Source organism: Burkholderia sola, from assembly GCF_905400185.1.
GTDB lineage: Bacteria > Pseudomonadota > Gammaproteobacteria > Burkholderiales > Burkholderiaceae > Burkholderia > Burkholderia sola.
The window spans coordinates 758,595-780,938 of sequence record NZ_FR989676.1 but is presented as its reverse complement, the minus strand read 5'-3'; the positions used below and the strand labels follow the sequence as shown (position 1 = coordinate 780,938).

Sequence of the window (22,344 nt, the reverse complement as noted above, 5' to 3'; positions counted from 1 at the left end):
GTGGCACACGGCATTACCGGCGGCGGTGAATGTCGTGCGTGACGAAGCCCGCGTCGTTGACGGGCAGCGCGAGGCCGTCCTTCACCGCGAGCGTCTTGCGGATGTCGTCGAGACCCGCGGACCAGTGGTCGCGCATCGTCGACAGACCGAACTGATAGTCCTTGTAGTGATGCTCGTACGCTTTCTGCTGATAGATCAGGTGCTGGATGTTGTATTTCTTCCCGCTCGACATCGCTTCGGCCTCGATGCACCACGGATCGTTCTTGCGCTGTTCTTCCGGCACCTGTTCGAGCACGTGGCGCAGCACGTTGCGGTAGCGCTGTTCGCGCTGCAGCGTGTCGGTGACGAAACGCGTGCGGCTCGAATACTGCACGTCCTTCGTGCGCTCGGCGACGTCGGCCATCGTGCGCGGCAGCGGCCCGCGCGCGCTCCACAGATCGACCTGGAACGCGAGCGTGTCGCTGCGCGGGCGGGCGCGCAGCACTTCCATCAGCGGCGTGTTCGACACGACGCCGCCGTCCCAGTAGTACTCGCCGTCGATCTCGACGGGCGGGAACGCGGGCGGCAACGCACCGGACGCCATGAAATGCTCGGGCTCGAGACGGATGCGCGAGTTGTCGAAGTACACGAAGTTGCCGGTACCGACGTTGACCGCGCCGACCGACACGCGCGTCTCGCCCGAATTGATCCGGTCGAAATCGCACAGTTTCAGCAGCGTCGTGCGCAGCGCCGACGTGTCGTACCAGCTGATTTTTTCCGGATGGTCGGACACGCCCGGCAGCGGCGGCGGAAAGCGCGGCACGAAAAAGCCCTGCTGGCCCTGCATCATCGCGCTGGCGGCCTGCGACGCGGTGAAGAACGTGCGGATCTGATCGATGCTGTTGAACAGCGCGAATTCGAACGCGGCCGGAATCGTCGGGAAGAACGCCGGCTGGCAGATCGTTTCCCAGAATTCGCGCAGGCGCTCGACGCGATGCTCGGGCGCATTGCCGGCGATCAGCGCGGTGTTGAGCGCGCCGATCGAGATGCCCGCGATCCAGTCGAGCGGAATGCCTGCTTCATGCAGCCCTTCGAATACGCCGGCCTGATACGCGCCGAGCGCGCCGCCGCCCTGCAGGACGAGCGCGATCGTTTCGTACGGCAGCGACCGCGCAGCGGCCGGCGCGCCGGCTTCGTGGCGCAGGTCCGCCGCATCGACGGCCTGCTTTTCTGTACGCGCGTGCGGTTTCATCAGTTGCTCCGAGAAATCCCGCCGTGGACGGCGGTGATGGATGGCGTGACGTCGATCGACGGCACGCCATCTCGAGAAGGGCGGTGGCGCGGAAGTCGCCTACCGTCGGGGAAACGCCGGCGTTACTGCATGAACCAGCCGTGGCTGACGACGAACGACTGGCCGGTGAGCGCGGCGCTCGGGAACGCCGACAGGAACAGCACCGTCTGCGCGACGTCCTGCACCGTCGTGAACACGCCGTCGACCGTGTTGCCGAGCATCACCTTCTTGATCACGTCCTCTTCGCTGATCCCGAGCTCCTTCGCCTGCTCCGGAATCTGCTTGTCGACCAGCGGCGTGCGCACGAAGCCCGGACACACGACGTGCGAGCGCACGTTGTGCTTCGCGCCTTCCTTCGCCAGCACGCGGGCCAGGCCGAGCAGGCCATGCTTGGCCGTCACGTACGCGGACTTCAGCGGCGACGCCTCGTGCGAGTGCACCGAGCCCATGTAGATCACGACGCCGCCGCGATCGTCCTTGTACATGTGCTTGAGCGCGGCCTTCGTCGTCAGGAACGCGCCGTCCACGTGGATCGCCTGCATCTTCTTCCAGTCGGCGAACGAGTAGTTCTCGATCGGATTGACGATCTGGATGCCGGCGTTCGACACGAGGATGTCGACCGAGCCGAACGCGTCGGCCACCTTGTCGATGCCGCTGTTCACGGCGTCCTCGTTGGTCACGTCCATCGCGACGCCGATCGCCTTGCCGCCTGCCTTGACGATCTCGTCGGCGACCGCGTTCGCGCCGTCCTGGTTCAGGTCGGCGATCGCGACGGCCGCGCCTGCCTTGGCCAGCTCCAGCGCGATTTCCTTGCCGATGCCGCTCGCGGCGCCCGTGACGACTGCGGTCTTGCCATTCAGGTTGCTCATGTTCGAATTCCCGTGGTGAAAGGATTGACAGGGAGAAAGGAGTGCGGACGTGTTACTGGGCCAGATAATCGTAGACGACTTCGCCGAGGCCCAATGTCAAATCTGCGACGATGTGCCGGGCTTCGACGATCTCGAGCACGGGCAGGTCGGCCACCGGCGCGAGCGCGTGCGGCGCCAGCTCGAGCGATGCCGGGCCCGTCCATGCGCCCTTCATCTTGATGTCCTGCATGTAATAGCGCACCAGTTCGCATACGCGCGCGGTGCCGTCGACGTGCGGGATGATCTTCAGCAGGAAATTGGGGCCGGCGAGCCGTTTCGTCTGCTCGTCGATGTCGAGTTCCTTGTGCTTGTAGCCCATCGTGCCGGTCGCGACGCGCACCTTGCCGTAGTCGAGCGTGCCGAGGAGGTGGTCGGTGTTCACGTGCAGCGTGGGCGACGCGAGCTTCTTCGGGAAACCCCACAGCTCGCGGCCGCCGGCGATCGGCGGGTGATCGTCGAGATACATCGCGAGCGTATAGCCGCCCGGCTGGCCGTCGTATTCGACGGGGATCACCTGGCCGCTTTCGGTGTAATCGCCGAAGCCGGTCGAATCGGCCATGCGAATGAATTCGTAATGCACGAGCGGCTCGGTGATTTGCAGCGGCTCGGGGACGATTTCACGAAGGCGGTCCGGATCGGTGCGGTACGTGATGATCAGAAACTCACGATCGACGAAACGGTACGGGCCCATCGGGAACGCAGGGCTGGTCAACGGCATCGCAAACGCTTTCGATCGGACATCGCTGGGTTTCATGCGGACTCCTTGTTGTTGATCGCTTCGTGGATGAGTGGTCGTAATCGTATGCCTGTGCGTTGCCGTTGTGCGATGCCGCATATGGAATTAATTGTTGCCGATTTCGAATTATTTGCGGCGTAAATATTGAGATGAACGGTGTAAAACGGCGGTGTCGGCACCCGGCCGCGTCAGCGTCGCACGCGTCGATGACGCCATCATGTGAAAAAGGTGAGTCTTTACGGGAAGCAGGGTGAGCTTTTGCGGGAAGCCCGGCGCGGGAATATGACAATTGTGTGAACTTGTGTTGCAGTGCAGGTTCTAAGTGCGTTCGCCGCGCGGTCCTCGTCTGGGCGGCTGCCGCCTTAAGCACCGCCTAAGCGGTCACGTCCTAGCATCGTTCGTCTCTGGCCGGGCCACTGGCCGATCATTCATGCCTCACGCAACCGGATTCATGCAGAACCTCAATCTCGCCCTCTTTTCCGCCATCAACGCCGGGGGTGCGCCGCACCCGGGCGTTGCCCGCCTCGCGATCTTCGCCGCCGACTGGCTCGTCTATGCGCTGCCCGCGATGCTGCTGCTGACCTGGATCTTCGGTGCGCGCCCCGCGCGGCGCCAGGCGATCGAAGCCGGCGTCGGCGTCTGCGTGGCGCTCGTGCTCGCGCAGGCGCTCGGGCATGTCTGGTTCTCGCCGCGCCCGTTCATGGCCGGCGTCGGCACGCAGTTGATTCCGCATGCGCCGGACAGCTCGTTTCCGAGCGATCACATGACGTTCGCGTGGAGCATGGCGGTCGGCCTACTGCTCGGCGGCACGACGCGGGTCACCGGTTTCGTGATGGCCGCGATGGCCGTGGCGATCGCATGGGGACGCGTCTATGCGGGCGTGCACTGGCCGTTCGACATGGCGGGCGGCGTGCTGGTCGGCACGGTCGGCGCGCTGGTCGCGCACCTGTACGGGCACCGCGTGACCGCGCTGCTCGAACGGCTCGGCGATTCGGTGCATGCGGTCGTGATGGGGCGCCGGCAGGCGCCGTAAGCGGAAGGAAACCGGCAGGACGCCGTCAGCCGGACGAGCCCGGTGTGCGGGCCGATTCGGCCGAGGCGGATGGACCGCCACCCGCGTCGCGCAGCTCGGGTGTATCGGCCGGATGCCGCGCGGTATCGCGGTCGAGGGCGCTTTCCGTGAGGATCGCGCACATCGCGACGAACAGCACGACGACGACCGCGGCGAGGCCGCAATAGCCGGCGATCTTCAGGTGGCGAAGGAAGGGCGAAGCGTGGCTTTCTTTTGTCATGACCGGGCGCTCCTGGGCGGGCTGCGGCGGCTGTCGCCCGACAGCGGCGCGCAGACATAGATATATACCAGCCGCGATGCCGGTGCCAAGCCCGCTGCTGCGCGGGCGCCACGATTGTTGCAACCGCCCGGCAACCGGGCGCCTCTGCTCAATCTTCCAGCGTTTCGTGCACGGCCGCCGCGCCGCGCTTCCAGTAGGCCGCCGCGCGGATGCGCGACTTGTCGATGCCGCGTTCGCCGGTCAGGTGCTGGCGCACCGCGCGCATCGACAGCGCTTCGCCGGCCGCCCACACGTAGCCGTCGCCGGACGGCGGCAGCGGCAGATCGCGGACGGCGTTCAGCAGCGTGTCGCCGTTCGCCGTGTCGGCTTCGGCGCGGAAGCGCCAGATTTCATGCACGTCGGCGCGCGTCTCGAACGAGATCTGCGCGGTGCGATCCGCGACTTCCAGCACGACCGCCGCGCGCGCACCGGCCGGCAGTTCCTCGAGGCGTCGTGCGATGGCCGGCAGCGCCGTATCGTCGCCGATCAGCAAATGCCAGTCGAAATCGGTCGGGACCACGAACGAACCGCGCGGGCCGCCGATGCCGAGCCATTGGCCGACACGCGCTTGCGCGGCCCACTGCGATGCGGGGCCGGGATGGTTCAGCACGAATTCCAGATCGAGTTCTCCGGCGGCGCGATCGAAGCGGCGCGGCGTGAAGTCGCGCGCGACCGGCTTCGGTTCGCCTTCCGGAAACTCGGGGCCGTTCGCGCCGAGCGTCGGCAGCGCGGGCCGTTCCGCGCCGGGCGGCGGGAAAAAGACCTTCACGTGATCGTCGAACGACGCGGATTCGAAATCCGCGAGATCGAGGCCGCCGAGCGTGACGCGCAGCAGGTGCGGCGTCACGGTATGCACGCGCAGCACCTGCAGCAGGCGGAACTTGAGGGTGTGGCGCACGCGGGTGACGGTGCGTTCGGACGTGTTCTGCATCGATCCGTTCTCCTTGGGTGGTGACGGGGCGGCGCGGATCACGCGCCGGCGCCGCCTTCGATTTCAGCCGTCGCGCGGCGCATGATGGCCGCGATGCGGCGCTGTTCGTCGGCATCGGCGGCGCTCTTGTGCAGCAGCGCGCGCTTGAGCGCGAGACGCGCCTCGACGAATTCCGGCAGCCAGCCGGCCTGCGATTCGTCCTGCGCGTCGGCGCCCGCCGATTCCCCGGCGAACGCACGGCGCATGAATTCCATCTTGCGAGCGAGGTGCGTGAGGCGCGCGAACAGCGTGTCGACTCTTTCGCGCTGGGCGTCGAGATGCACGCGGCCGGCGTCGGTCAGCGCATAGCGCTTGCGGTTGCCTTCCGCCTGCGACGCGACGAAGCCGACTTCGTCGAGATACGTGAGCGCCGGATACACCATGCCGGGGCTCGGGCTGTAGAAACCGTTCGAGCGCGTGTCGAGCGCCTTGATCAGTTCGTAGCCGTGGCTCGGTTGTTCGGCCACCAGCGCGAGCAGCAGCAGCTGGAGATCGTCGGAGCTGAACTGGCGGCCGCGCGGCATCGCGTCGTCGCCGAAATCGCCAAAGCCGCCGCGCCCGCCCCGGCCGCCGAACGGGTTGCCGCCGCCAAACGGATCGTGGCCGCGGCGATGGCGGCCGATCGCGTGCAAGACGCCGGCAAACCAGTCAGGGCCGGCATGCGCACCATGACCGTCGCATCGGGCATGGCCGCGGGAGGGGTTGTGTCGCATGATCGTGTCCTATATTTCGTAAAACATATCTAAAGATATATATCGAAAGATAGAGTGTCAAGGGCGATTAATTGGGGGCGGGATGGGGGGCCGAGCTGTGGTGGAGGGCTTGCGGGCAGCGGTCCTGCCTGATCGCTGGGGAGTGAGGCGGCGAACTCGAACGTAGCAGATTGGCACCTACATGCGCGTAATGTCGGTTCCGGTCCGCGTGCGGTGGGCTTTGAAAAATGCTCTGCGTCGAGAGACTTGGGGGATAGCCGGCATTCGAGCATTCCCGTCGCTTCAGATAGAGCGACGGAAAGTGTTTTTCGTCAAATAACATGAAAAATTGCTAATCGGCATACCGATTTGTTACCTGTGTGTCACATTTTGGTAAACTCGCGCGCAGCCGCCCGCTATTTAGAACAACAACATCCGGCGGATCATAATGAATCAAACTGAGAGACGGTCGTGAATATCCGAGAGTCATTCCGCAATTTCGTATCGGGAATCGATGCGAATCGCCGGCCAGTCGTGCTGAATTGGGGTAAGGCGCAGCACGCGCTGGGGTCGAAGATCGCGTTGCAGCACGCGAGCATTCGTGAAAGCATGATGACAGGCATCAGCGGTCATTTGACCTGCATTTCTCAGCAGGGCGATCTGCCTCCGAAGCTTTTCATTGGAGCGCCGGTCTCAATCGGTATCGTCACGGACCGCGGCCAAGTGCATGCCATCAACGCAATTATTAGCGCCGTTCAGGTCGGACGGACCGACGGGGAGTTGACGGTTTACCAGTTCGCCGTGACTGACGCGTTGAACCTGCTGCACAAGCGCACCAACTCTCGCATCTTTCGTAACGTGAGCGTGGTCGATGTACTTGGCGTCGTCCTGAGCGAATGGCGACAGCGTAGTGTGGCCCTTGCGCAGGCGTTCGAGTTCGACCTGTCGCAACTCGATAGATCCCGCTATCCGGTTCGCTCTTTCGTACGTCAGGTCAACGAATCTGATGCCCGTTTCATCTCCCGGATTGCGCGTCGCGACGGCATCACGCTGTTCGTGCGCGCCGGACGGGTAAGCGGGGAGACGAAAGACGGCGATTCTCCCGTGCATGCGCTGGTGTTCTGCGATGACCCTCGGAAACTGGGCGAGTCCGCCGCGGGTATAGTGCGGGTTCATCCACGAGACGCTGGAACGGAACAGCGCGATACCATCACCGCTCTGACGATGCGTCAGCAACTGATTTCGGGGGAATCGGGGCGCCCTTCGTGGGACTATCGATATGCCCGCGTGGACCAGTCCAGTGCATCGACAAGGATCGATCAAGGCGAATCGGGTAACGATCTCGCGAAATTGCTGACGGACATCGTGATCGACGTCCCGCATATGGCGGACTCGTGGGCAGACCACGAACGGATGACGGAAGATCGCATTCTGGCTCATGAAGCGCAGGCGGTGCGATACGACGGCGTGAGCGGAATTCGCGACCTTGCAGTCGGCGCATGGATCACGATCGCCGGAGAGGACGAGTGGGGCGCGCTCCCGTCCGACAAGCAGCAATTCGTGATTACATCATTGCACCACGAGATCTGGAACAATCTGCCCAAAGGGTTGAGCGAGCGCGCGCAGGCACTGTTCGCCGCCAGCCACACGCTTCAGCAACCACAGTCGCTGAGCGATGGAGATCCGTCTGGTCAGGATACGCGCTACGAAAATACGTTCTCGTGCGTGCCGCGTGGCACGCCTCTCACGCCGCCTTACGATCCCAAGACTGACCTTCCGCCGACGCCGTTGATTACCGGGCGCGTGGTCGGGGCCGATGGCGAGGAAGTCAGTTGCGACGAGAATGGCTGCGTGTTCGTGCAGATTCTCGGGCAGGATTCCCGCGATCATGCGCACGCGCAGGGTGCCGGGACAAACAGCAACGAGAGCGACAGCGCACCGATTCGCGTGGCATCCAGTCTGGCCGGGCCGAATTTCGGCGAGACGTTCTTGCCGCGGGTGGGCACCGAAGTTCTGCTCGGGAGCCTCGGCGGAGATCCGGACAGGTTGGTCATCATCGGCGTACTGGCAAACGGCGCGAACATGCCGGCGAGTTTCACTCATACCGGCAGTTTGCCCGGCAATCGCTTTCTTTCCGGTATCAAGACGAAGGAAATCAAGGGGCAGCGCTACAACCAACTTCGTCTCGACGACACACCGCAACAAATCAGCGCGCAGCTTGCATCGGAGCACGCGCATAGTCAGTTGAATCTCGGCTATCTGACGCAACCGCGTGATAACGGACAGGGTGCTGACCGCGGCCAAGGTGCCGAATTGCGCACCGACGCGGCAGCCGCGTTGCGCGCGGCGCAAGGGATGCTTTTGACCACCTACGCGCGTACTCAGGCGAGCGGCGGACAGCTTGATCGCGATGAACTCGTCGAATTGCTCAGCGAGTGCGCGGAGCTGTTCAAGGCGTTGGGTGATTACGCCGGACAGCACGGTGGCACGGCGACCGATGCGACGGGGCAGCAAGCTGTCGTGACCGCCTTCAAGGGTTGGACGCCAGGCGGTCATGCGTCCGGCGGCGATCGTGCGCCGAACGCTGACGCAGGCGATTCTCAGGCGCTGATGGCATTTGGCGCAAAGGCCGGTGCGCTCAATATCACTCCCAAGACTTACGTGACCTACGCTGGCGAGAACATCGATCAGATCGCGCAGCAGAACCTGCAATTCGCCGGGGGGCAGCGCGTGATCACGACGGCTGGCAAGGGAATCCACCTGTTCGGGCGCGGGGAAGGCGTCCGCGCGATTGCCGGCGAAGGCCCCGTTGTCTTGCAGGCGCAACAGGACACGCTCGCGGCGACCGCGCAGAAGGGGATACAGATCATGTCGGTCGGCGACGAAGTGTTGATCTCGGGTAAGTCGATCCGGTTCGTCGCGGAAGACGGAAGCTACGTGAAGGTCGGTGGCGGCGTCGAGGTCGGTTCCGACGGTGCGTTCACCGCACACACGGCGGGACATGATTTCGTCGGTCCGAAGACGGACCACGTTGCGCCGCCGGCGTTCAATCGCGGAGGAGCCGATCAGAAGTTCCGCTTGCGGTACCCGGGCACCGACGGTGACGATGGTACGCATCCCGTGCCGAATCGTCCGTACAAGATCACGCTGCGCAATGGCCAGGTCATTAATGGTGTCTCGGATGCACACGGGTTGACGGAGCTTGCATCGAGCGACGCGATGCACATTGCACACATTCAGGTTTTCGACGCTTAAGGCAGGCGATCATGTCCGATACCACAACCTCTTCGCCCCGGATCGTCGGCGAGCATCAGGCGATTCTCAATTGCAACCGGCCACAGAATGCGTTCGTCAATACCGACGTACAAAATCGTTTCCCGTGCACGACGATCCTGATCCATGGCGTGAACGACCTGGGAACGGATTTCGGCACGGTCGAAGGCGGACTGTGCGAGGGATTGAACGACCGCCTCGGTCGCACCGATTTCAAGGGCGCGGAGTACTCGCACGGCCGCATGGCGAACGACCCGAGCCAAGTGAGCGTTGCCGACATGATGAAGAACATGGACGACGTCATCTATCGTCGGCAGGAAAGCGAAGAGACGAGGAGTCCGTTGATTCCGTTTTATTGGGGATTGCGCGTCGGGAAGGAGGATTTGCCCCGGGACCCCAATAAGGAAACCGTCAACGGCCAGTACGTCGACCGGTTCGGCAATCGCCTCGATGAGCACCGTGCGCGCAACGGCGGATTCTTCGCCAATGCGACCAACAACATTCCCGACATGTTCGACTCGAATTTCAAAGGGGGAATGGCGACGAAAATTCTCGACAGGATGCAGGGTGACCCGACGCATCCGCTTCGCGAGGCGGAAAATCGGCATTACATGGTGCTGGCAGCACGGCGGCTCGCGGCATTGGTGCGGCAAATCCGCCTTATCGACGCGGACGGGACGGTCAATATCATTGCGCACAGTCAGGGCACGCTGATATCGCTGCTCGCCCAGGCCTATCTCGTCGAGGGACTGATTCCGAACCAATGTGGCCCCGCTGACCGCCCTGCCGACACGTTGGTTCTGATCGACTCGCCCTACAGCTTGAGCGAGGAGTTCATGGATCGGCTGCTGCAACGTGGGGATCAGCAGCAGACGACTTATGCGCGTGCAAAGACCCTGGCAAACCTGGTCGGGCATGTGGCGAGCGGCAAATATCCGACGCCACCATTCGATCAATTGAAGTACGAGCCGGGCCGGGACAATTTTGGCGTCGTCGGGCCGACGTGGGATCCCGCGCAGGCGAGGCGCCTGAGCGGGCCGCAAGGCAATGAATGCGTCGTGTTCGCCGAGCGCGACAATCGCGGCAAAGTGTATATGTACTTCAGCCCGGAGGATGCGACCGTCGGGCTGAGCGGCGTCAACGGCATGGGTTGCTCTGGCCTGCCCGACTCAATCGACGTGCGTGCGGCGCAGCAGGGAGGCAAGCCGGAGACTATCAATTTGCTGTCGGCGGCTTTTCGGCAGCGCGTCTTTACCCGGCGTCTGCGACAGGGCAAGCCGGTTCAGGTTGGTACGCCGCCCGGAAACTTTACGATACGGGAAAAGGGCGAAACATCCCATGGCTTGCCCGGTGGCTTTACGACGTGGATCAAATCGGCGCAGATAAGCGTGGGTACCCAGCGCAATATCAATGGCGAAGCATTGACGCCACCATTCGATCCCGAAATGGAAGGCAATGTGCTGCCGGGAACCGCAGCGACGCCGCTCTCGAAAAATAATGACGGCGAGTTTGCGCCCGGCAAGCAAGCCATTGACCAGCTTGAAGCGGAAATTGCATTGAGCACGAACAGTGGCGAAGGTGCGTTGCAGGCATTGCCTGCACAAACCATCGACTGGCCAACGAGTGAGGATGGGACGCTGCCGACCTCTACCGAGGTCGAGGCGTCGCTGAACGCTGGCAAGGGTCCCGACGATCAGTGCAAGGTAAGCCGGGTCGTATCGACGGTACCGCCGTCGCCCGGGCACATCGTCGTCTATCGGCAGGAGACGCTCAATGAAGCCAAGGTTCGGCTGATGAATCAGCATAAGGGAGAAAGCTCATATCACTCGGCGGTCATGAGTGGTCGCAGAAATCACCGCTGTGCGACTGCGTTCGATGTGTCGGTAGGCCAGGCGCGTGCGCTGGACGATCCGGACTGGGCGACGCTGCTGCGTGCTGTCGCCGACTGGCGTACACCAATGAGCAGGATCGACAAATTGACGAAAGCCCATACGAACCTGGACGAGCAGACGCTGCACATCATCAGGGCGAACTGCGAATATTACGACCAAGGGAATTTCCCTGGGGAAGACGTCATTCCCAAGGCCTTTCCTGCAGGCGTAGTCAGCGAAACCATCGAGATGAGAACCGATGAAATCAACAAGCAGGTTCGAGCTCGTTCACCCCACCATATGCACGGTTGACGCTACATGACGACAACATCGGTCCCGCGTCTATCAGGATCGCGAGTATTTATTTTTTTGTTCGCGAGCCTCACTTTGATTTGGCTCCTGGCATTCGAGTTGACTGCGAGATATGGATTTTCGTTTCTGGAAAATATGACGATGATAAGGCGATTGCTATTGTTGATCCTGCCGCCACTGTTACTGGCTGCTGGCGTGAGCCTTACCTATGGCGCATCGCTGCGCAAGGACTCGTCACGTCCAGAGGGAGCCAGTACCGCACAGTCTGCTCTGAGTGTGGCATCGGCCGGAGCGGGATCGCAGGATCCTCAATTCACATTGGAGATTCGGCGTATCGGCGTGACGGTTGACCGCTTCCGGCAACGGGCACTATTGATGCGCCTGGATGAAACTGGGGCGAGCGGAACGCTGCTGCTGCAAGATCCCAAGCAATATCCCTGGTCAAGTGATACGCGCGATTCGGAATACGCCAAGCGCCAGAACAACGTGTTCGGCTATGCATTGCGCAACTGGGTGGATTACTGGCCTATTCCCGTTGTCGTGCTGGGACCGCCCCGTAACGTCGCCGATCCGCATGCCGATCGCATGGCGACCCACATCAATAGCGCTGATAACGGCGCGGGCATTGGTAACACGCTATACATCAGACTCGACGAGATTCACGGCGAACATGGCGACACGGCGGTAGCGCGCCTGTTCGATTTCTTCGACCAGCATCCGGATTTGCCAGCTGTCGTGGTGCTTGCCGAAGATGGTCTTGTGACGCGAGGCTACATGCGCACGCCACACGGTGATTATCTGGACAAGTCGAACGCGAACGGCAATTTCGTTCCGCAATATCCGGATAGTTTGGTTGCGATGCTGGTGACGCGCAAGGATCGCGTCGATCGGACGATTCGACCATATGTTGTCGATGCGCCGGAGGCGATCGACAAGACCAAGACACAATTTGATGTCATCAAGCTGTGGAACTACTTCTGGGCACAGCAGAAATCCTATCCCAGGCCAGCGCCCGGTGTTTATGAAATGTCTTGGGACTATTGGCACGCGAAGCTCCCCGAGTTCTGGAAGACCGCAGCGCTGAAGATGCCGGACGGCTTCAAGCCGAACCCGTGGGTGCCGATTCCGTGGACGACGTGGCAACTGAAGGAGTACGACAAATGGCCGGTTCTGGCCAATCTTCATCGGCCGGTGCGAGTCGATCTGAGCAACGGCCACGGGGCGCCGTTGAAGAAGGGCCAGCGAATCGAAAAGATCCGCGCCGGCTGGCAGCAGGCAGTGGACACGCTTGCGCCCGGCGAGCAGCCGGGACGGATGTTCTACGATACCGGCACCTCGACCGCCAATCTCGCGTTGCTGGTGCAGTCGCTGCACGACAATCCGCAGCATATCGATATTGACGACCCGAAAGACGCATTCGACATGCAGCGTCGTATAGGCGGCGACACCGGAACGAGTTCGATCTGGGTTCAGAGCGCACTGGCGCTGATGATGGGTTATGGTGACGGGAAGACGAGCGCACTGATCAACCTGAGGGACCCGCTGCATGCCACGATCGTCATGCTGACGCCGCCGGACGCCGCGTCGCGGCAGGCGCATCCGCAGACCTTCAACTGGGATTACTGACGGACCGGATCGACACGTCATGGGTCAAAAGCGATACATCATCGAAGGCGATGTGCACAGTCACGGCGGACGCGTTGTGTCCGGGGCACCGAACTCGCGAATCAACGGGCGCGCAATCGCACGCTTGCACGATCCCGCGATCTGCGAGATTCACGGCCTGACCTTCATTGCGACGGTGTCGGGCCACGCCCGATTCGACGGGCAAGTCGCCGCATGCGACGGCGACTTGCTGGCATGCGGAGCACGCCTGATCGCGAGCCAGCACCAGACAGGAGGCTAACGGAAATACGGTGCGCGTGAGCGGTGCGCCTCGAGCCGGCGGGCATCGGCTGATCACGCTGGTCACGCTCAGATCACGAATTCCATCGGCTTCGTGCCGCATTGCGCATCCGGCAACGGCTCGCCACGCTGCGTCGCGGCCAGCAACCGTCCGATCGCAATATGGACCACATCGGCGCGCACGCTCGACGGCGTGAAGCCTGCGGCGTTGTCGAGTCCCTCGCGGTGCGCACGCATGATTCGCACGTCTTGCTGGATCACGGAATGCGTGTAGAGGTGCAGCAGTGGTTTCAGCGCGCGCAGCAGCGCGGCCGGCAACGCAAAGCGATAGGCGATGTACGTATAGACACGCGATCGACGCGTGTCGAGCGGTGTGATCTGGCTGATGATCAGAAAACTCGAGCGGCTCCCCCAGTGATAGTCGCATCGCGTGACGTTCGGTGCATAAAAATGATCGGTATGCCGAAGCGGTTCCCTGGATGGATTGGTCAGCCAATCCAGCATGCCGATCTTGTCGCCGTCATCGTGATACGTGACCTCGACGCTTTGCTGCTTCAGTTCGACGGTCGCCCGTAGTCGCCGCCCAGTGGATGAACGAAAAATCCGGTCGTGCACGAACACCGTATGCGGGACGTCCATGAAGTTCTCGACCAGTGCACCGAGATCGCCATCGAACGTATTGATCATATAGTACGACTGCCACGGCCGTTCGCCGTGGTGTGGCATGTCGAACGGTCGCTTCAGCGCTGGATCGCCTCGCCCGCGGTAGACCCAGACGAGACCGTGCCGAGTCAACACCGGCAATCTGCGCTGACGATATGGGTAGGTCGTACCGGTCGGTTCGGCGCTTGCGCTGTCGATGCTGGGAATTCGGGTGACGCTGCCGTGCTGGTCGTAATGCCAGCCGTGATACGGACAGACGAGGCAGCCGTCGACGACTTTCCCGGCCGACAACCGGGTGCCGCGATGCACACATTGATCGACGAGCGCGACGATCTCGCCGTCGGCCGCCCGGAATAGCACGATGCCGAGGCCCAGTACGCGAGTACCGAACGGTTTGTCCCGCTTGACCTCGGCTTCGGTGCTCGCGACATACCATTGCTCGACGAGTGCGCCGAAGGCTTCGCCATCGGCATCCGGCGCGGATTCGTCGCACGGCGAACACGTTGATGCGATCGATATGTTCAACATGAGCACGCGTCCTCGATAAATGCGCGGAGTGCGTTCGCCACGGCGGGCTTGGCCACCAGAGCGCGGGGTTTGACATCCCCAGCCCGGATGCATGCACGCTCGTGGGCTCGCTGGACGAGATCCGCCAGCTGGGCGGCACCCCCACGTATGCGAACCGCGCGCAACGGGCCAAGCTGGCCGACCGTGCGTGCGTGCCGGTAGTGAAAAGCGCGGGCGAGAGCCTGTTCCAGCGCAACGCCCAAGGTGGCGACGTCCGGCGTATCGCTTGCAAGCAACAGCAGGTAATGGGGTGGATCCGCGTCCGCGCACGGAATCACGCAACCTTCGTCGCCTGGTTGCAGTAACTTGGAAAGCGACGCGGCCAGATAGGCTTCGTCCAGCTTTTCACCGACCAGATCGCTTTGCGTGTCCGCCCGCCCGACGAAGGTCACGCATGGCGTTCGTCCCGCATATCCGGTCACACGGACCCGATCGCCGAGCCGATAGCGGTACAGGCCGCCTCCGGTCGTCACGACGACCTCGACCGTGTCGCCCGGCTTCAGTTCTTCCACGCCTATCGCGGTTCCATCATCGAGCAGGAACTCGAGGAAGTGGCTGCAGACGGCGAGGGGACAGCCGGCCGTATCGCCGAACGGCAGGCTGACCACTGCCTCGGTGGAAAACAAGCCTTTCGGAAACCATGCGGCCTGGGGTAACAAGGTGCGGGCATGTGCGGCGTAGTGTTTGCTTGGACCGTCCATCCAACAACTCACTGCCGCGAGTTGAGGCCACAGCCGGCCGCAGTGACCATCGTCGAGTGCGCGCCGCAGCGCGGCCGTACGATTCGGCGGCAGCGAATCGAACAGGAAGGTGAGTGTGTCGCGGCGTTGCGGTTCGGCGTTGTCGAACAGCGGACGAAGCAGACTGGTCAGGAAGGTTGGGCTCCATACGCTGATGAAGGCCAGATCATGAGCGGCGATCAACGCGCGCAACGTTTCGGTGCGCCACGTGCGAGCATCACCCGATAGCGATGGTACGACGAGCGTCGGCAGCAGATCGACGAGCGGGCTGTCGGCCAGATAATCGAGATCGCTGTCCGACCCGATCATGATGCCGTTGGGAGCGCGGCCGCGCGCTTGCAGCGGAGGCGACATCGACCAGTACGCGCGGCCGGCTGCGACGCCGGGCACGGCGTGATGCAGATCGGAGAGCCAGACGACCAGTGCGAACTGCAATTCTTCGAGAAAGGCCGGCGTATAGGGAATGAGCTTTTGCTGCTCGCTGCCGCCGCTTGTGCGCTCGAAGAAACGTGGCGGTTGCGCGGTCAGGATCGGAGTGGACTCCTGGAGTGCACGATCGATCCATCGGGACACGCCAGCGTAGGGGGCAACCGGCACGCGTTCGCGAAATTGTGCCGGATCCGCGATATCGGCAAACCCGTGGGCGATGCCGAACGCCGTGTTCCGATTGGCGGCGAGCAAGCGTGACAGATAGGTCGCCTGCGCGTCACCCGGCGCGTCGAGCGCCGTGAGCCACACGCGGCGAAAGGGTTCTGCAGCAGCGCCGAACGCGGCCCACGCATCCTGTGCACGCACGTGCGTCCTCTCGTTAGAAATAGGTTTTTTCGAGTTGTGTCGGATCGCTCGGCAAACGCCGGGGCGCTTCGAACACATGCAGCCAACCGTACCACAGCGGCCGCGTCTCCGCCGCGTCGGAGCACGCATGAAGCTCCTGCCAGCGCAGGCTCGGACGCCGGTGATGCGTCAGGTTGTAGTTGAAGTTGAGGAATGCCCAGCGGATCAGTATGGGGGCACGCATATTGTATGTGCCCTCCACAACGTCGAGCGGCGTGTGCATGTGATAAACCCATTGGAGCGACGACCACGAAAACGCGAATGCGAGGTAGGCAAGCGAGATGTCGAGCACGCGCCAGTCCAGCAATGTCCCCAGTGCAATCCATACGGCCACGCCTGCGAGGGTTTCGTATCGAATTCGTCGGAATTCCGCGTGGCCGAAGTCTCTGAACGCGGCCGCATAGGTGTTGTCGTGTCCGTACTTGGCCCAACCATACGGAATGCGACTCGGAAGCACGGCCAGGACGAAGCTGCCCGCGAAACTCGCGAACCAGATGCCGCCGACGATCGCCGCGTAGTATGCGACTCGCTTGCGCCACAGCGAAGCATCCGGCTCGACGAAGTCCACCCGCTCCGCAGGCGTTCGATTTCGCACGTGGTGACCGAGATGATTCACGTGAATCAGCGTTGCCGCGGCGCCGAACATCGTCGATGCCCACCACATCATCAAGTAGTTGATTTTCCCGCGCCGATGCCCGAAACCGTGGAATGTTTCGTGCATCATCGAAAACACGCCTTGCATGATCAGGCAGAACGGTACGAGCGCCCCCCAGCGCCACGGGCTCGTACCGTGCGACAGCCACGTCAGGATGCCCGCCCATATAACGCTCTGTAGCGCGAGCACGCAGAGGTTCAGCCGATCGAACCGTCGCGAACGATTATCTATGGCGCTTGCATTGGCATCGAACATACAATTCGGACATGGATGGTGGCAGCGACGCAGAGCATACCTTCGATCGCCATCGTCGAACAATACGCCCGCCTGCGCTGACCCTGCGCGTTACGCCACGATCGGCCACGACCATGTACGCCAAACGAACCGACGATTCAATGCATGAACGCCGCAACGACGCGGCAGACATCCGTCGGCGCAATCCGCGGTTTCGTTTTGCCGACGACATTCCGCGCTATTGGTATCGTGACAACCGCAGGGTGACGCGCTTTTTCGACGCGTTCTCGATCATGTTTCCGCTTGGCGAGAAGTTCTTTGTCGATAGCGTGAGGCAGTACTGCGACGCGCTGCCGGCCGACGGCACGCTCGCCGCGCAAGTGGATGCATTCCTGTACCAGGAAGCCACTCATATCCGCGAGCACCGCGCGTACAACCGACGCCTGGCTCGCCAAGGCATGCCGGTCGACGCACTCGAGGCGCTGATGAGGAGACGGCAGGAACAATGCCGGCGTGTCGCGTCGCCGCTGCTTCAATTGACCTTCACCGCATGTCTTGAGCACTACACCGCCATTCTGGCCGATCTGCTGTTGCGCGACCCCGCCATTTTCGACGGTGCCGACCCATCGATGGCCGCGATCTGGCGGTGGCATGCGATAGAGGAAACCGAACACAAGTCTGTCGCGTTCGACGTATTTCGCGCTTGCGGCGGCGGCGCGATCAAGCGCTATGTCATACGGGCGGCGGCGATGCTCGGTGTCACGGCATGCTTCATCGTCGATCTGGGGTATTTCATCGTCCGTCTCGCGCGTGCCGACCGCGACGCCGGCAATTGGCGAAGCTGGGCACAGCTTGGCTGGTGGCTGTTCGGCGCGCGGGGCATCGTTACCCGCGTGCTACCCGCGTGGCTGGCATGGTTCTCGCCGCGTTTTCACCCTGACGGAATCGGGAATCCAGCCACGCTGGCTGCTGCCCGCGCGGCGCTCGCTGCCGATGGCGTGACAACGGAGCCGGCATGAGTGCACGGTATCCGGCATGGTCGCCGTCCGGCTTCGACGAGTGGCGGCAACACTACCCATTGACGCCGTTCGAACCGGCGCCCACAGCACTCGACTGGACCGAGCGCTTCATCGAATGTTGGCACGCGCATGACGCCCATGCATCCTCGAACATCGTCATCGTGCTGATTGCGGGACTCTATTCCGAGTGGATACCCGCCTGCTTCCGGCATGCTGCGCAGGCGTTGCGTGCCGCGCGGTACTCAGTCCTGCGTGTGCCGGTCCGCTCGTCGCGCGCGGTTGCCGAGCAGGGCGCGCATATCGTTCGCAATCTGTATGCGCGCTTACCCGCTGATCGCCGCTTTATCGTCCTTGCCCACAGCAAAGGGGGACTCGATGCATTGGCGGCGCTGCATGCGGATTCAGGGCTTCGTGCTCGCTGCGACGGTATCGCACTCGTTCAGCCGCCCGTCGGTCCGAGTGCGATCATCGATGGCTTGCTCGAGCAACGGGGGGCGCGCATCGATCCCGCATGGTTGGGTCGAGCCGCCGGGAGATTGCTGCGCACACGCTGGTTGTATGCAGGCTCGCGCGATATCGGCAGCGGGCGCGACGCCGACATCGCGAATCTGTTGTCTGCGGTGCCCGGTGGCCTGCACTGTGTGCATGTCGTAAGCTGGTCGATAGAACGCACGTCCCGGTTCGATGCACATCACTCACGCCTCGACCGCTACCGTCCCGGCTGTGCGCATGACGGACAGTTCTACCTCGACCATCAGACGATTCGCGGCATACCGCGAGTTTGCATGCCACATCTCGACCATGGCCAGCCTGTGCTCGGCGGCGCCGGCTTCGATGCGGGGCGTTTCTGGCTTGCACTCGTTGCGCTCCTGAACGACGCGCGGGCGGCAGCGGTCGCAAGCGGTCAGACGAGATAGATCTCGAACCCGGGGATTGCTTCGGTGGCGCCCGAATCGAGTGCGCTCGTGCCGGGCGCGGATAGCGTGTATAGATCCATCGGTAATGCGGTGTATCGATAACCCTGCAAGGCGGGCCATAGCGGATCGTGATCGTACAGGCAAAGCTGCAGCAAGGCATAGCGGCTCCGCTCTTGTTGCCAGACCGCATCGAGCAACGCCTGTGCAATGTCCGGGTCGCGTCCGCTCACATGCAGATGAGTCAGGTAGATATCCCGGAGCGGCTGGCCGGGAGCTGTGATGGGAGGGCGGCCGAGCAAGGGTGCGATGGCGTTGAAGCTGTGACGCAGCGCACCGAGCGAGCGCGGCAGACGTTCCAGCACGATGCGTTTGATACGCCCTGCATCCCACGGAGCAACGCAGCCCACGATACGCCGCTGCGCGTTACGTGCGACCAGAAAGCGCTCGATTCCGAAGTCGGGCCAGGTGTTCAGGCGGCGCGCGAATTCGTCCGCCGTAAAGACGCAACCGAAGGGTTGGGAACGAGACTCTTGGTCCAGGAATGCGCGGAGTGCGTCGGCATCGGCAGCCGACGCGTTCGTGATCTTGACCAAGCCGGCGCTCCGCGCAGCAATACGCCGCGCATAGATCGATACGTTACTGTAGCCGCGCCAATGTCGAAATCCGAGCCGGGGCCGCTTGCCTGTCCTGAATAGCGATTGCGTCGCGATCCGGTTGTCGCGAATGATGCAGCAGTACGTATGCTGTACGCCTTCGTGTCGGGCGAGATCGGCGAGGCGGTCGACGACATAGTCGACCCAAGTGTGCGCTAGTTCGCGATCGGGTGCGATGCGCAAGTCGCCGAGGTAAGCGATGCGCTGTTTCTCGCCGGCGAGGTAGCCGTCGCGAACGACCATGCTGGCTATTCCCTTGACGCGCCCTGCGCTGTCCTCCGCGAGCCACGTTCGACAGTCGTTCGAATGACACCGATGCAGTGCGAAGTAATCCGGTGAACGATCGAAGCGAAGTGGCATCCCGCTGAGCATCGCGTAACGTGTTTGAAACGCGAGGAGCCGTTCGTTGTCGACCGCTGTGGCTAGCCGGATCCGCGTCATTGGCTCATTCACCGGTGAAGATTCGTCTTGCCATCGGGCGTAGGTTTTCCGGCGTCAGTTCGCACAGGCATACGAGCTCGTTGCCGCACGCGTATTCTGGATTGCGCTTCAGAAAATAGGCGACATCCGGCAGCCGTCGATGCGCGTCCGGCACTTCGGCGAGGGCTGGGGCGAGGCGGCCTTGCGGTACCGGAAACTTGAGCACGCCGGACGCGGCGTCGTATGCGTACCCGAAGCGCTCAATTGCCAGATGATCCAGTAGCGCCTGATTTACGGGTTCAGTCGGTCGGTCGAATCGCGGGGTGAAATCATGTGCGAACGCTCGCAAGTAGCGGTACGTACGATGCCCCTTGCAGATTAGAAACCAGTATAGTGCGACGTCAGGCACGTTGCGTTTGAGTTCACCGGCGAGTCGAATCCAGCAAAACGCGAGTTGCTGACTGCCCCAACAGGCCGGATCCACAATCGTGTCACCGGAAAACAGGATGCGCAGTGTAGTGTCTTGCCACTGCTGTTCATATAGTTTCAACGTGGAGAAGCCGCGTAGCTTGCCGGTGTCGTCACGCATGATGACGCAATGTGTCTTGTCGTCGAGATCGTGTTCGAAGCGTGCCTGTTCCGTATCCCGGTAACAGGTCGAGTAGAGCGCGTACATATGTGCAACATCGACGTCGCGCAGCTGCGCACGTGTCATGGAACTGGCTCGAAGCGGCATAGCGTCGTTATTCATGCGAGCTGAAACGATTTATCATGATACGCGATTGAGCCGCTCCTTTTTTCACATGCGTGCCATACCTCCTGTTTCCGTCTCCTATATACCGTCGGCGTTCGACGCGTGGCGCTGGCTCGCGATCTATGTCGTCGTGTCGGGTGCACTGTACTTCTGGGTCACACACGCGCCGATGGCACCCGTGACGCTGTTGCGTCCGGGACCGTACGATGCGGTCATTCCGCGTGTGTCTGCCAGCGTACCGCTTTATTTGAGCTACGCGCTCGTGATGCCGTCGATTGTCTGGTTCGGCCGCAGCCGAAATTGGCTGCTGCCCGCATTTTTCGCCGGGGCACTTGCCGCAGGCCTGTGTATCGTCTGTCATCTGTTATGGCCGACTGCCGTGAGCCGGTCGCCGGCAGCGGCAGGATGGATCGCGTGGCTGTATCGGATCGACACGCCGCTCGCGGCGAGTCCCTGCGGGCATGTTGCGCTGCCTGTGGCTGTAACCGTGGTGCTGGCTGCGCTACGCGTCCGGGCAGCGCGCTATTACGCTGCGTGGAGCACGATGCTGGCGATCACCGTCTTAACGACCGGACAGCATTTGCTCGCGGACATGCTCGTGGGACTCGCACTCGGCATCGGCGTCGGCTGTGCGACGACCGTACTCATTCGTCTCGACGTCGACCTGCGTACGGCCGCCGCATTACTGCTTGAATGGCTATGTATCGTAGTTGCGCTTCGAGTTGCGTTATCGGTGGGGCATTGGGGGGGCTACCTTGTCGCCGCCGTTGTTGTCGCGACTCGGCAACACGCATTATTCATTCTGTATCACGACGCGACCCACTATCACTTAACCCGCCGCCGTTCCGCGAACGACTTTCTGATCAACTTGGCAATTGGCGTACCGGGGCTCGTGCCCATCGAATTTTATCGCCCGCTGCATCTTGCCCACCATCGACATGTCGGGACGGCGGAAGATCCTGAGCGGAATTATCTGTACCACGCGCAGCCATGGAAATTCGAGCCACTCGACACACTCCCCCTCGTCCGGCAACTGCTCGGTGATTTGCTCCTGGTCAACATGGTGAAAAACATGCGCGCATATCGGCGTGCGAACGGGCGTGGTGCATCCATGTCACTGCCGCTGCTTACGGCGATAGCGACGTGGGGTATCCTGCTTTTGTCGCTCGTGCATGCATGCACAGTACGCGAACTGTTGACGCTTGCGGCGCTTTGGTTCGTCCCTCTCGTGACAATCGGGGCGTTAGTGCAGAAGATCCGTAGTATTGCAGAGCACAGTGGTGGGCCTGGTGCCACGGCTGGCTGGAATGACTGGACTTATTCGTGGCGCGTCGGGTTACTTGGCCGCTTCTTTATCTGGCCGTACAACATTAACTATCACCAACAACATCATCGCGAACCCGGCGTGGCGTGGCATCGCCTGCCCGAATTGCGTGCGTCTGACGAGCCGGTTCTGTCTTCGCGGCAATTGCTTGCGTTGCTATGGTCGGGTGCCTCGCGCAGTGGTAACCCAAGATAGAAAAATCCCTTCGACGGCGCGATGAAGTTTCCCGTCGGTCCTGGTGCGAAAGATCGGCACGACCCGTCGTGCTCCGTCTGACGCGTGCCGCGCAGCCATTG

General features: G+C 62.3%; 19 protein-coding genes. 8 read left to right on the top strand and 11 right to left on the bottom strand.

Translation table 11 applies throughout. The features are described 5' to 3' along the window. Positions 1-13: 13 nt before the first annotated feature. The 3 genes from KR541_RS20050 to KR541_RS20040 form a co-directional block, all read right to left on the bottom strand. Positions 14-1,231, bottom strand: coding sequence for a patatin-like phospholipase family protein (locus KR541_RS20050; protein WP_050013490.1), 1,218 nt, complete (start codon positions 1,229-1,231; stop codon positions 14-16). Between the two features lie 122 nt (positions 1,232-1,353). Beyond that, positions 1,354-2,139: a 3-hydroxybutyrate dehydrogenase gene (locus KR541_RS20045; RefSeq protein ID WP_050017225.1), complete on the bottom strand. Its 786-nt coding sequence runs from the start codon at positions 2,137-2,139 to the stop codon at positions 1,354-1,356. A gap of 52 nt (positions 2,140-2,191) precedes the next feature. Beyond that, positions 2,192-2,932, bottom strand: a complete 741-nt coding sequence (locus tag KR541_RS20040; protein ID WP_050017224.1) for an acetoacetate decarboxylase — start codon at positions 2,930-2,932, stop codon at positions 2,192-2,194. 433 nt (positions 2,933-3,365) lie between these two features. Here KR541_RS20040 and KR541_RS20035 point away from each other — a divergent pair, with 433 nt between their 5' ends. Next, positions 3,366-3,947: a phosphatase PAP2 family protein gene (locus tag KR541_RS20035; RefSeq protein WP_089489938.1), complete on the top strand. Its 582-nt coding sequence runs from the start codon at positions 3,366-3,368 to the stop codon at positions 3,945-3,947. Between the two features lie 25 nt (positions 3,948-3,972). Here the strand turns inward: KR541_RS20035 and KR541_RS20030 are convergent, their stop codons facing one another. The 3 genes from KR541_RS20030 to KR541_RS20020 all read right to left on the bottom strand — a co-directional run bounded on the left by KR541_RS20030 (position 3,973) and on the right by KR541_RS20020 (position 5,928). Then, positions 3,973-4,206 (bottom strand): hypothetical protein, encoded by a 234-nt coding sequence (locus KR541_RS20030; protein ID WP_089489939.1) that lies wholly within the window; start codon positions 4,204-4,206, stop codon positions 3,973-3,975. A 148-nt stretch (positions 4,207-4,354) separates the two neighbouring features. Next, a complete protein-coding gene (locus tag KR541_RS20025; RefSeq protein ID WP_050017221.1) occupies positions 4,355-5,176 on the bottom strand; it encodes a siderophore-interacting protein in 822 nt (273 codons plus the stop codon). A 38-nt stretch (positions 5,177-5,214) separates the two neighbouring features. Then, complete coding sequence (locus KR541_RS20020) at positions 5,215-5,928, bottom strand: PadR family transcriptional regulator (protein WP_089489940.1); 714 nt, start codon at positions 5,926-5,928, stop codon at positions 5,215-5,217. Between the two features lie 450 nt (positions 5,929-6,378). Here KR541_RS20020 and KR541_RS20015 point away from each other — a divergent pair, with 450 nt between their 5' ends. From KR541_RS20015 to KR541_RS20000, 4 genes are all read left to right on the top strand, one after another. Further along, a complete protein-coding gene (locus KR541_RS20015) occupies positions 6,379-9,162 on the top strand; it encodes a type VI secretion system Vgr family protein (RefSeq protein ID WP_089489941.1) in 2,784 nt (927 codons plus the stop codon). A gap of 11 nt (positions 9,163-9,173) precedes the next feature. Next, positions 9,174-11,363, top strand: coding sequence for a T6SS effector phospholipase Tle3 domain-containing protein (locus tag KR541_RS20010; RefSeq protein ID WP_089489942.1), 2,190 nt, complete (start codon positions 9,174-9,176; stop codon positions 11,361-11,363). 159 nt (positions 11,364-11,522) lie between these two features. Beyond that, entirely contained in the window at positions 11,523-12,989 is a 1,467-nt protein-coding gene (locus tag KR541_RS20005; protein WP_252996732.1) for a type VI lipase adapter Tla3 domain-containing protein, read from the top strand. Positions 12,990-13,008: 19 nt separating this feature from the next. Then, positions 13,009-13,269, top strand: coding sequence for a PAAR domain-containing protein (locus KR541_RS20000; protein WP_012339060.1), 261 nt, complete (start codon positions 13,009-13,011; stop codon positions 13,267-13,269). A 68-nt stretch (positions 13,270-13,337) separates the two neighbouring features. Here KR541_RS20000 and KR541_RS19995 read toward each other — a convergent pair whose 3' ends face one another. The 3 genes from KR541_RS19995 to KR541_RS19985 are packed head-to-tail and all read right to left on the bottom strand — an operon-like array spanning position 13,338 to position 16,982. Continuing rightward, positions 13,338-14,552 (bottom strand): aromatic ring-hydroxylating oxygenase subunit alpha, encoded by a 1,215-nt coding sequence (locus KR541_RS19995; protein ID WP_235590048.1) that lies wholly within the window; start codon positions 14,550-14,552, stop codon positions 13,338-13,340. Further along, on the bottom strand, positions 14,453-16,033 hold the full coding sequence (locus KR541_RS19990) for a GH3 family acyl-acid amido synthetase (RefSeq protein ID WP_050017215.1): 1,581 nt from the start codon (positions 16,031-16,033) through the stop codon (positions 14,453-14,455). Before KR541_RS19990 ends, KR541_RS19995 begins: the two co-directional genes overlap by 100 nt. A 13-nt stretch (positions 16,034-16,046) precedes the next feature. Then, the gene (locus tag KR541_RS19985) at positions 16,047-16,982 is read right to left on the bottom strand and encodes a fatty acid desaturase family protein (RefSeq protein WP_204383957.1); all 936 of its coding nucleotides are present in this window, start codon (positions 16,980-16,982) and stop codon (positions 16,047-16,049) included. A gap of 11 nt (positions 16,983-16,993) precedes the next feature. On the opposite strand from KR541_RS19985, the gene KR541_RS19980 reads away from it, so the two are divergent. Then, positions 16,994-17,980, top strand: a complete 987-nt coding sequence (locus KR541_RS19980) for a metal-dependent hydrolase (protein ID WP_252996742.1) — start codon at positions 16,994-16,996, stop codon at positions 17,978-17,980. Then, entirely contained in the window at positions 17,977-18,897 is a 921-nt protein-coding gene (locus KR541_RS19975) for a lipase family protein (protein WP_050017212.1), read from the top strand. Before KR541_RS19980 ends, KR541_RS19975 begins: the two co-directional genes overlap by 4 nt. Here KR541_RS19975 and KR541_RS19970 read toward each other — a convergent pair. Next, the gene (locus tag KR541_RS19970) at positions 18,885-19,991 is read right to left on the bottom strand and encodes a hypothetical protein (protein ID WP_050017211.1); all 1,107 of its coding nucleotides are present in this window, start codon (positions 19,989-19,991) and stop codon (positions 18,885-18,887) included. The two genes, KR541_RS19975 and KR541_RS19970, sit on opposite strands and share 13 nt — an antisense overlap. A 4-nt stretch (positions 19,992-19,995) precedes the next feature. After that, positions 19,996-20,685 (bottom strand): hypothetical protein, encoded by a 690-nt coding sequence (locus KR541_RS19965; RefSeq protein ID WP_235356292.1) that lies wholly within the window; start codon positions 20,683-20,685, stop codon positions 19,996-19,998. On the opposite strand from KR541_RS19965, the gene KR541_RS19960 reads away from it, so the two are divergent. Continuing rightward, complete coding sequence (locus tag KR541_RS19960; protein ID WP_235356291.1) at positions 20,684-22,243, top strand: fatty acid desaturase family protein; 1,560 nt, start codon at positions 20,684-20,686, stop codon at positions 22,241-22,243. The genes KR541_RS19965 and KR541_RS19960 overlap by 2 nt on opposite strands. Positions 22,244-22,344 lie beyond the last annotated feature (101 nt).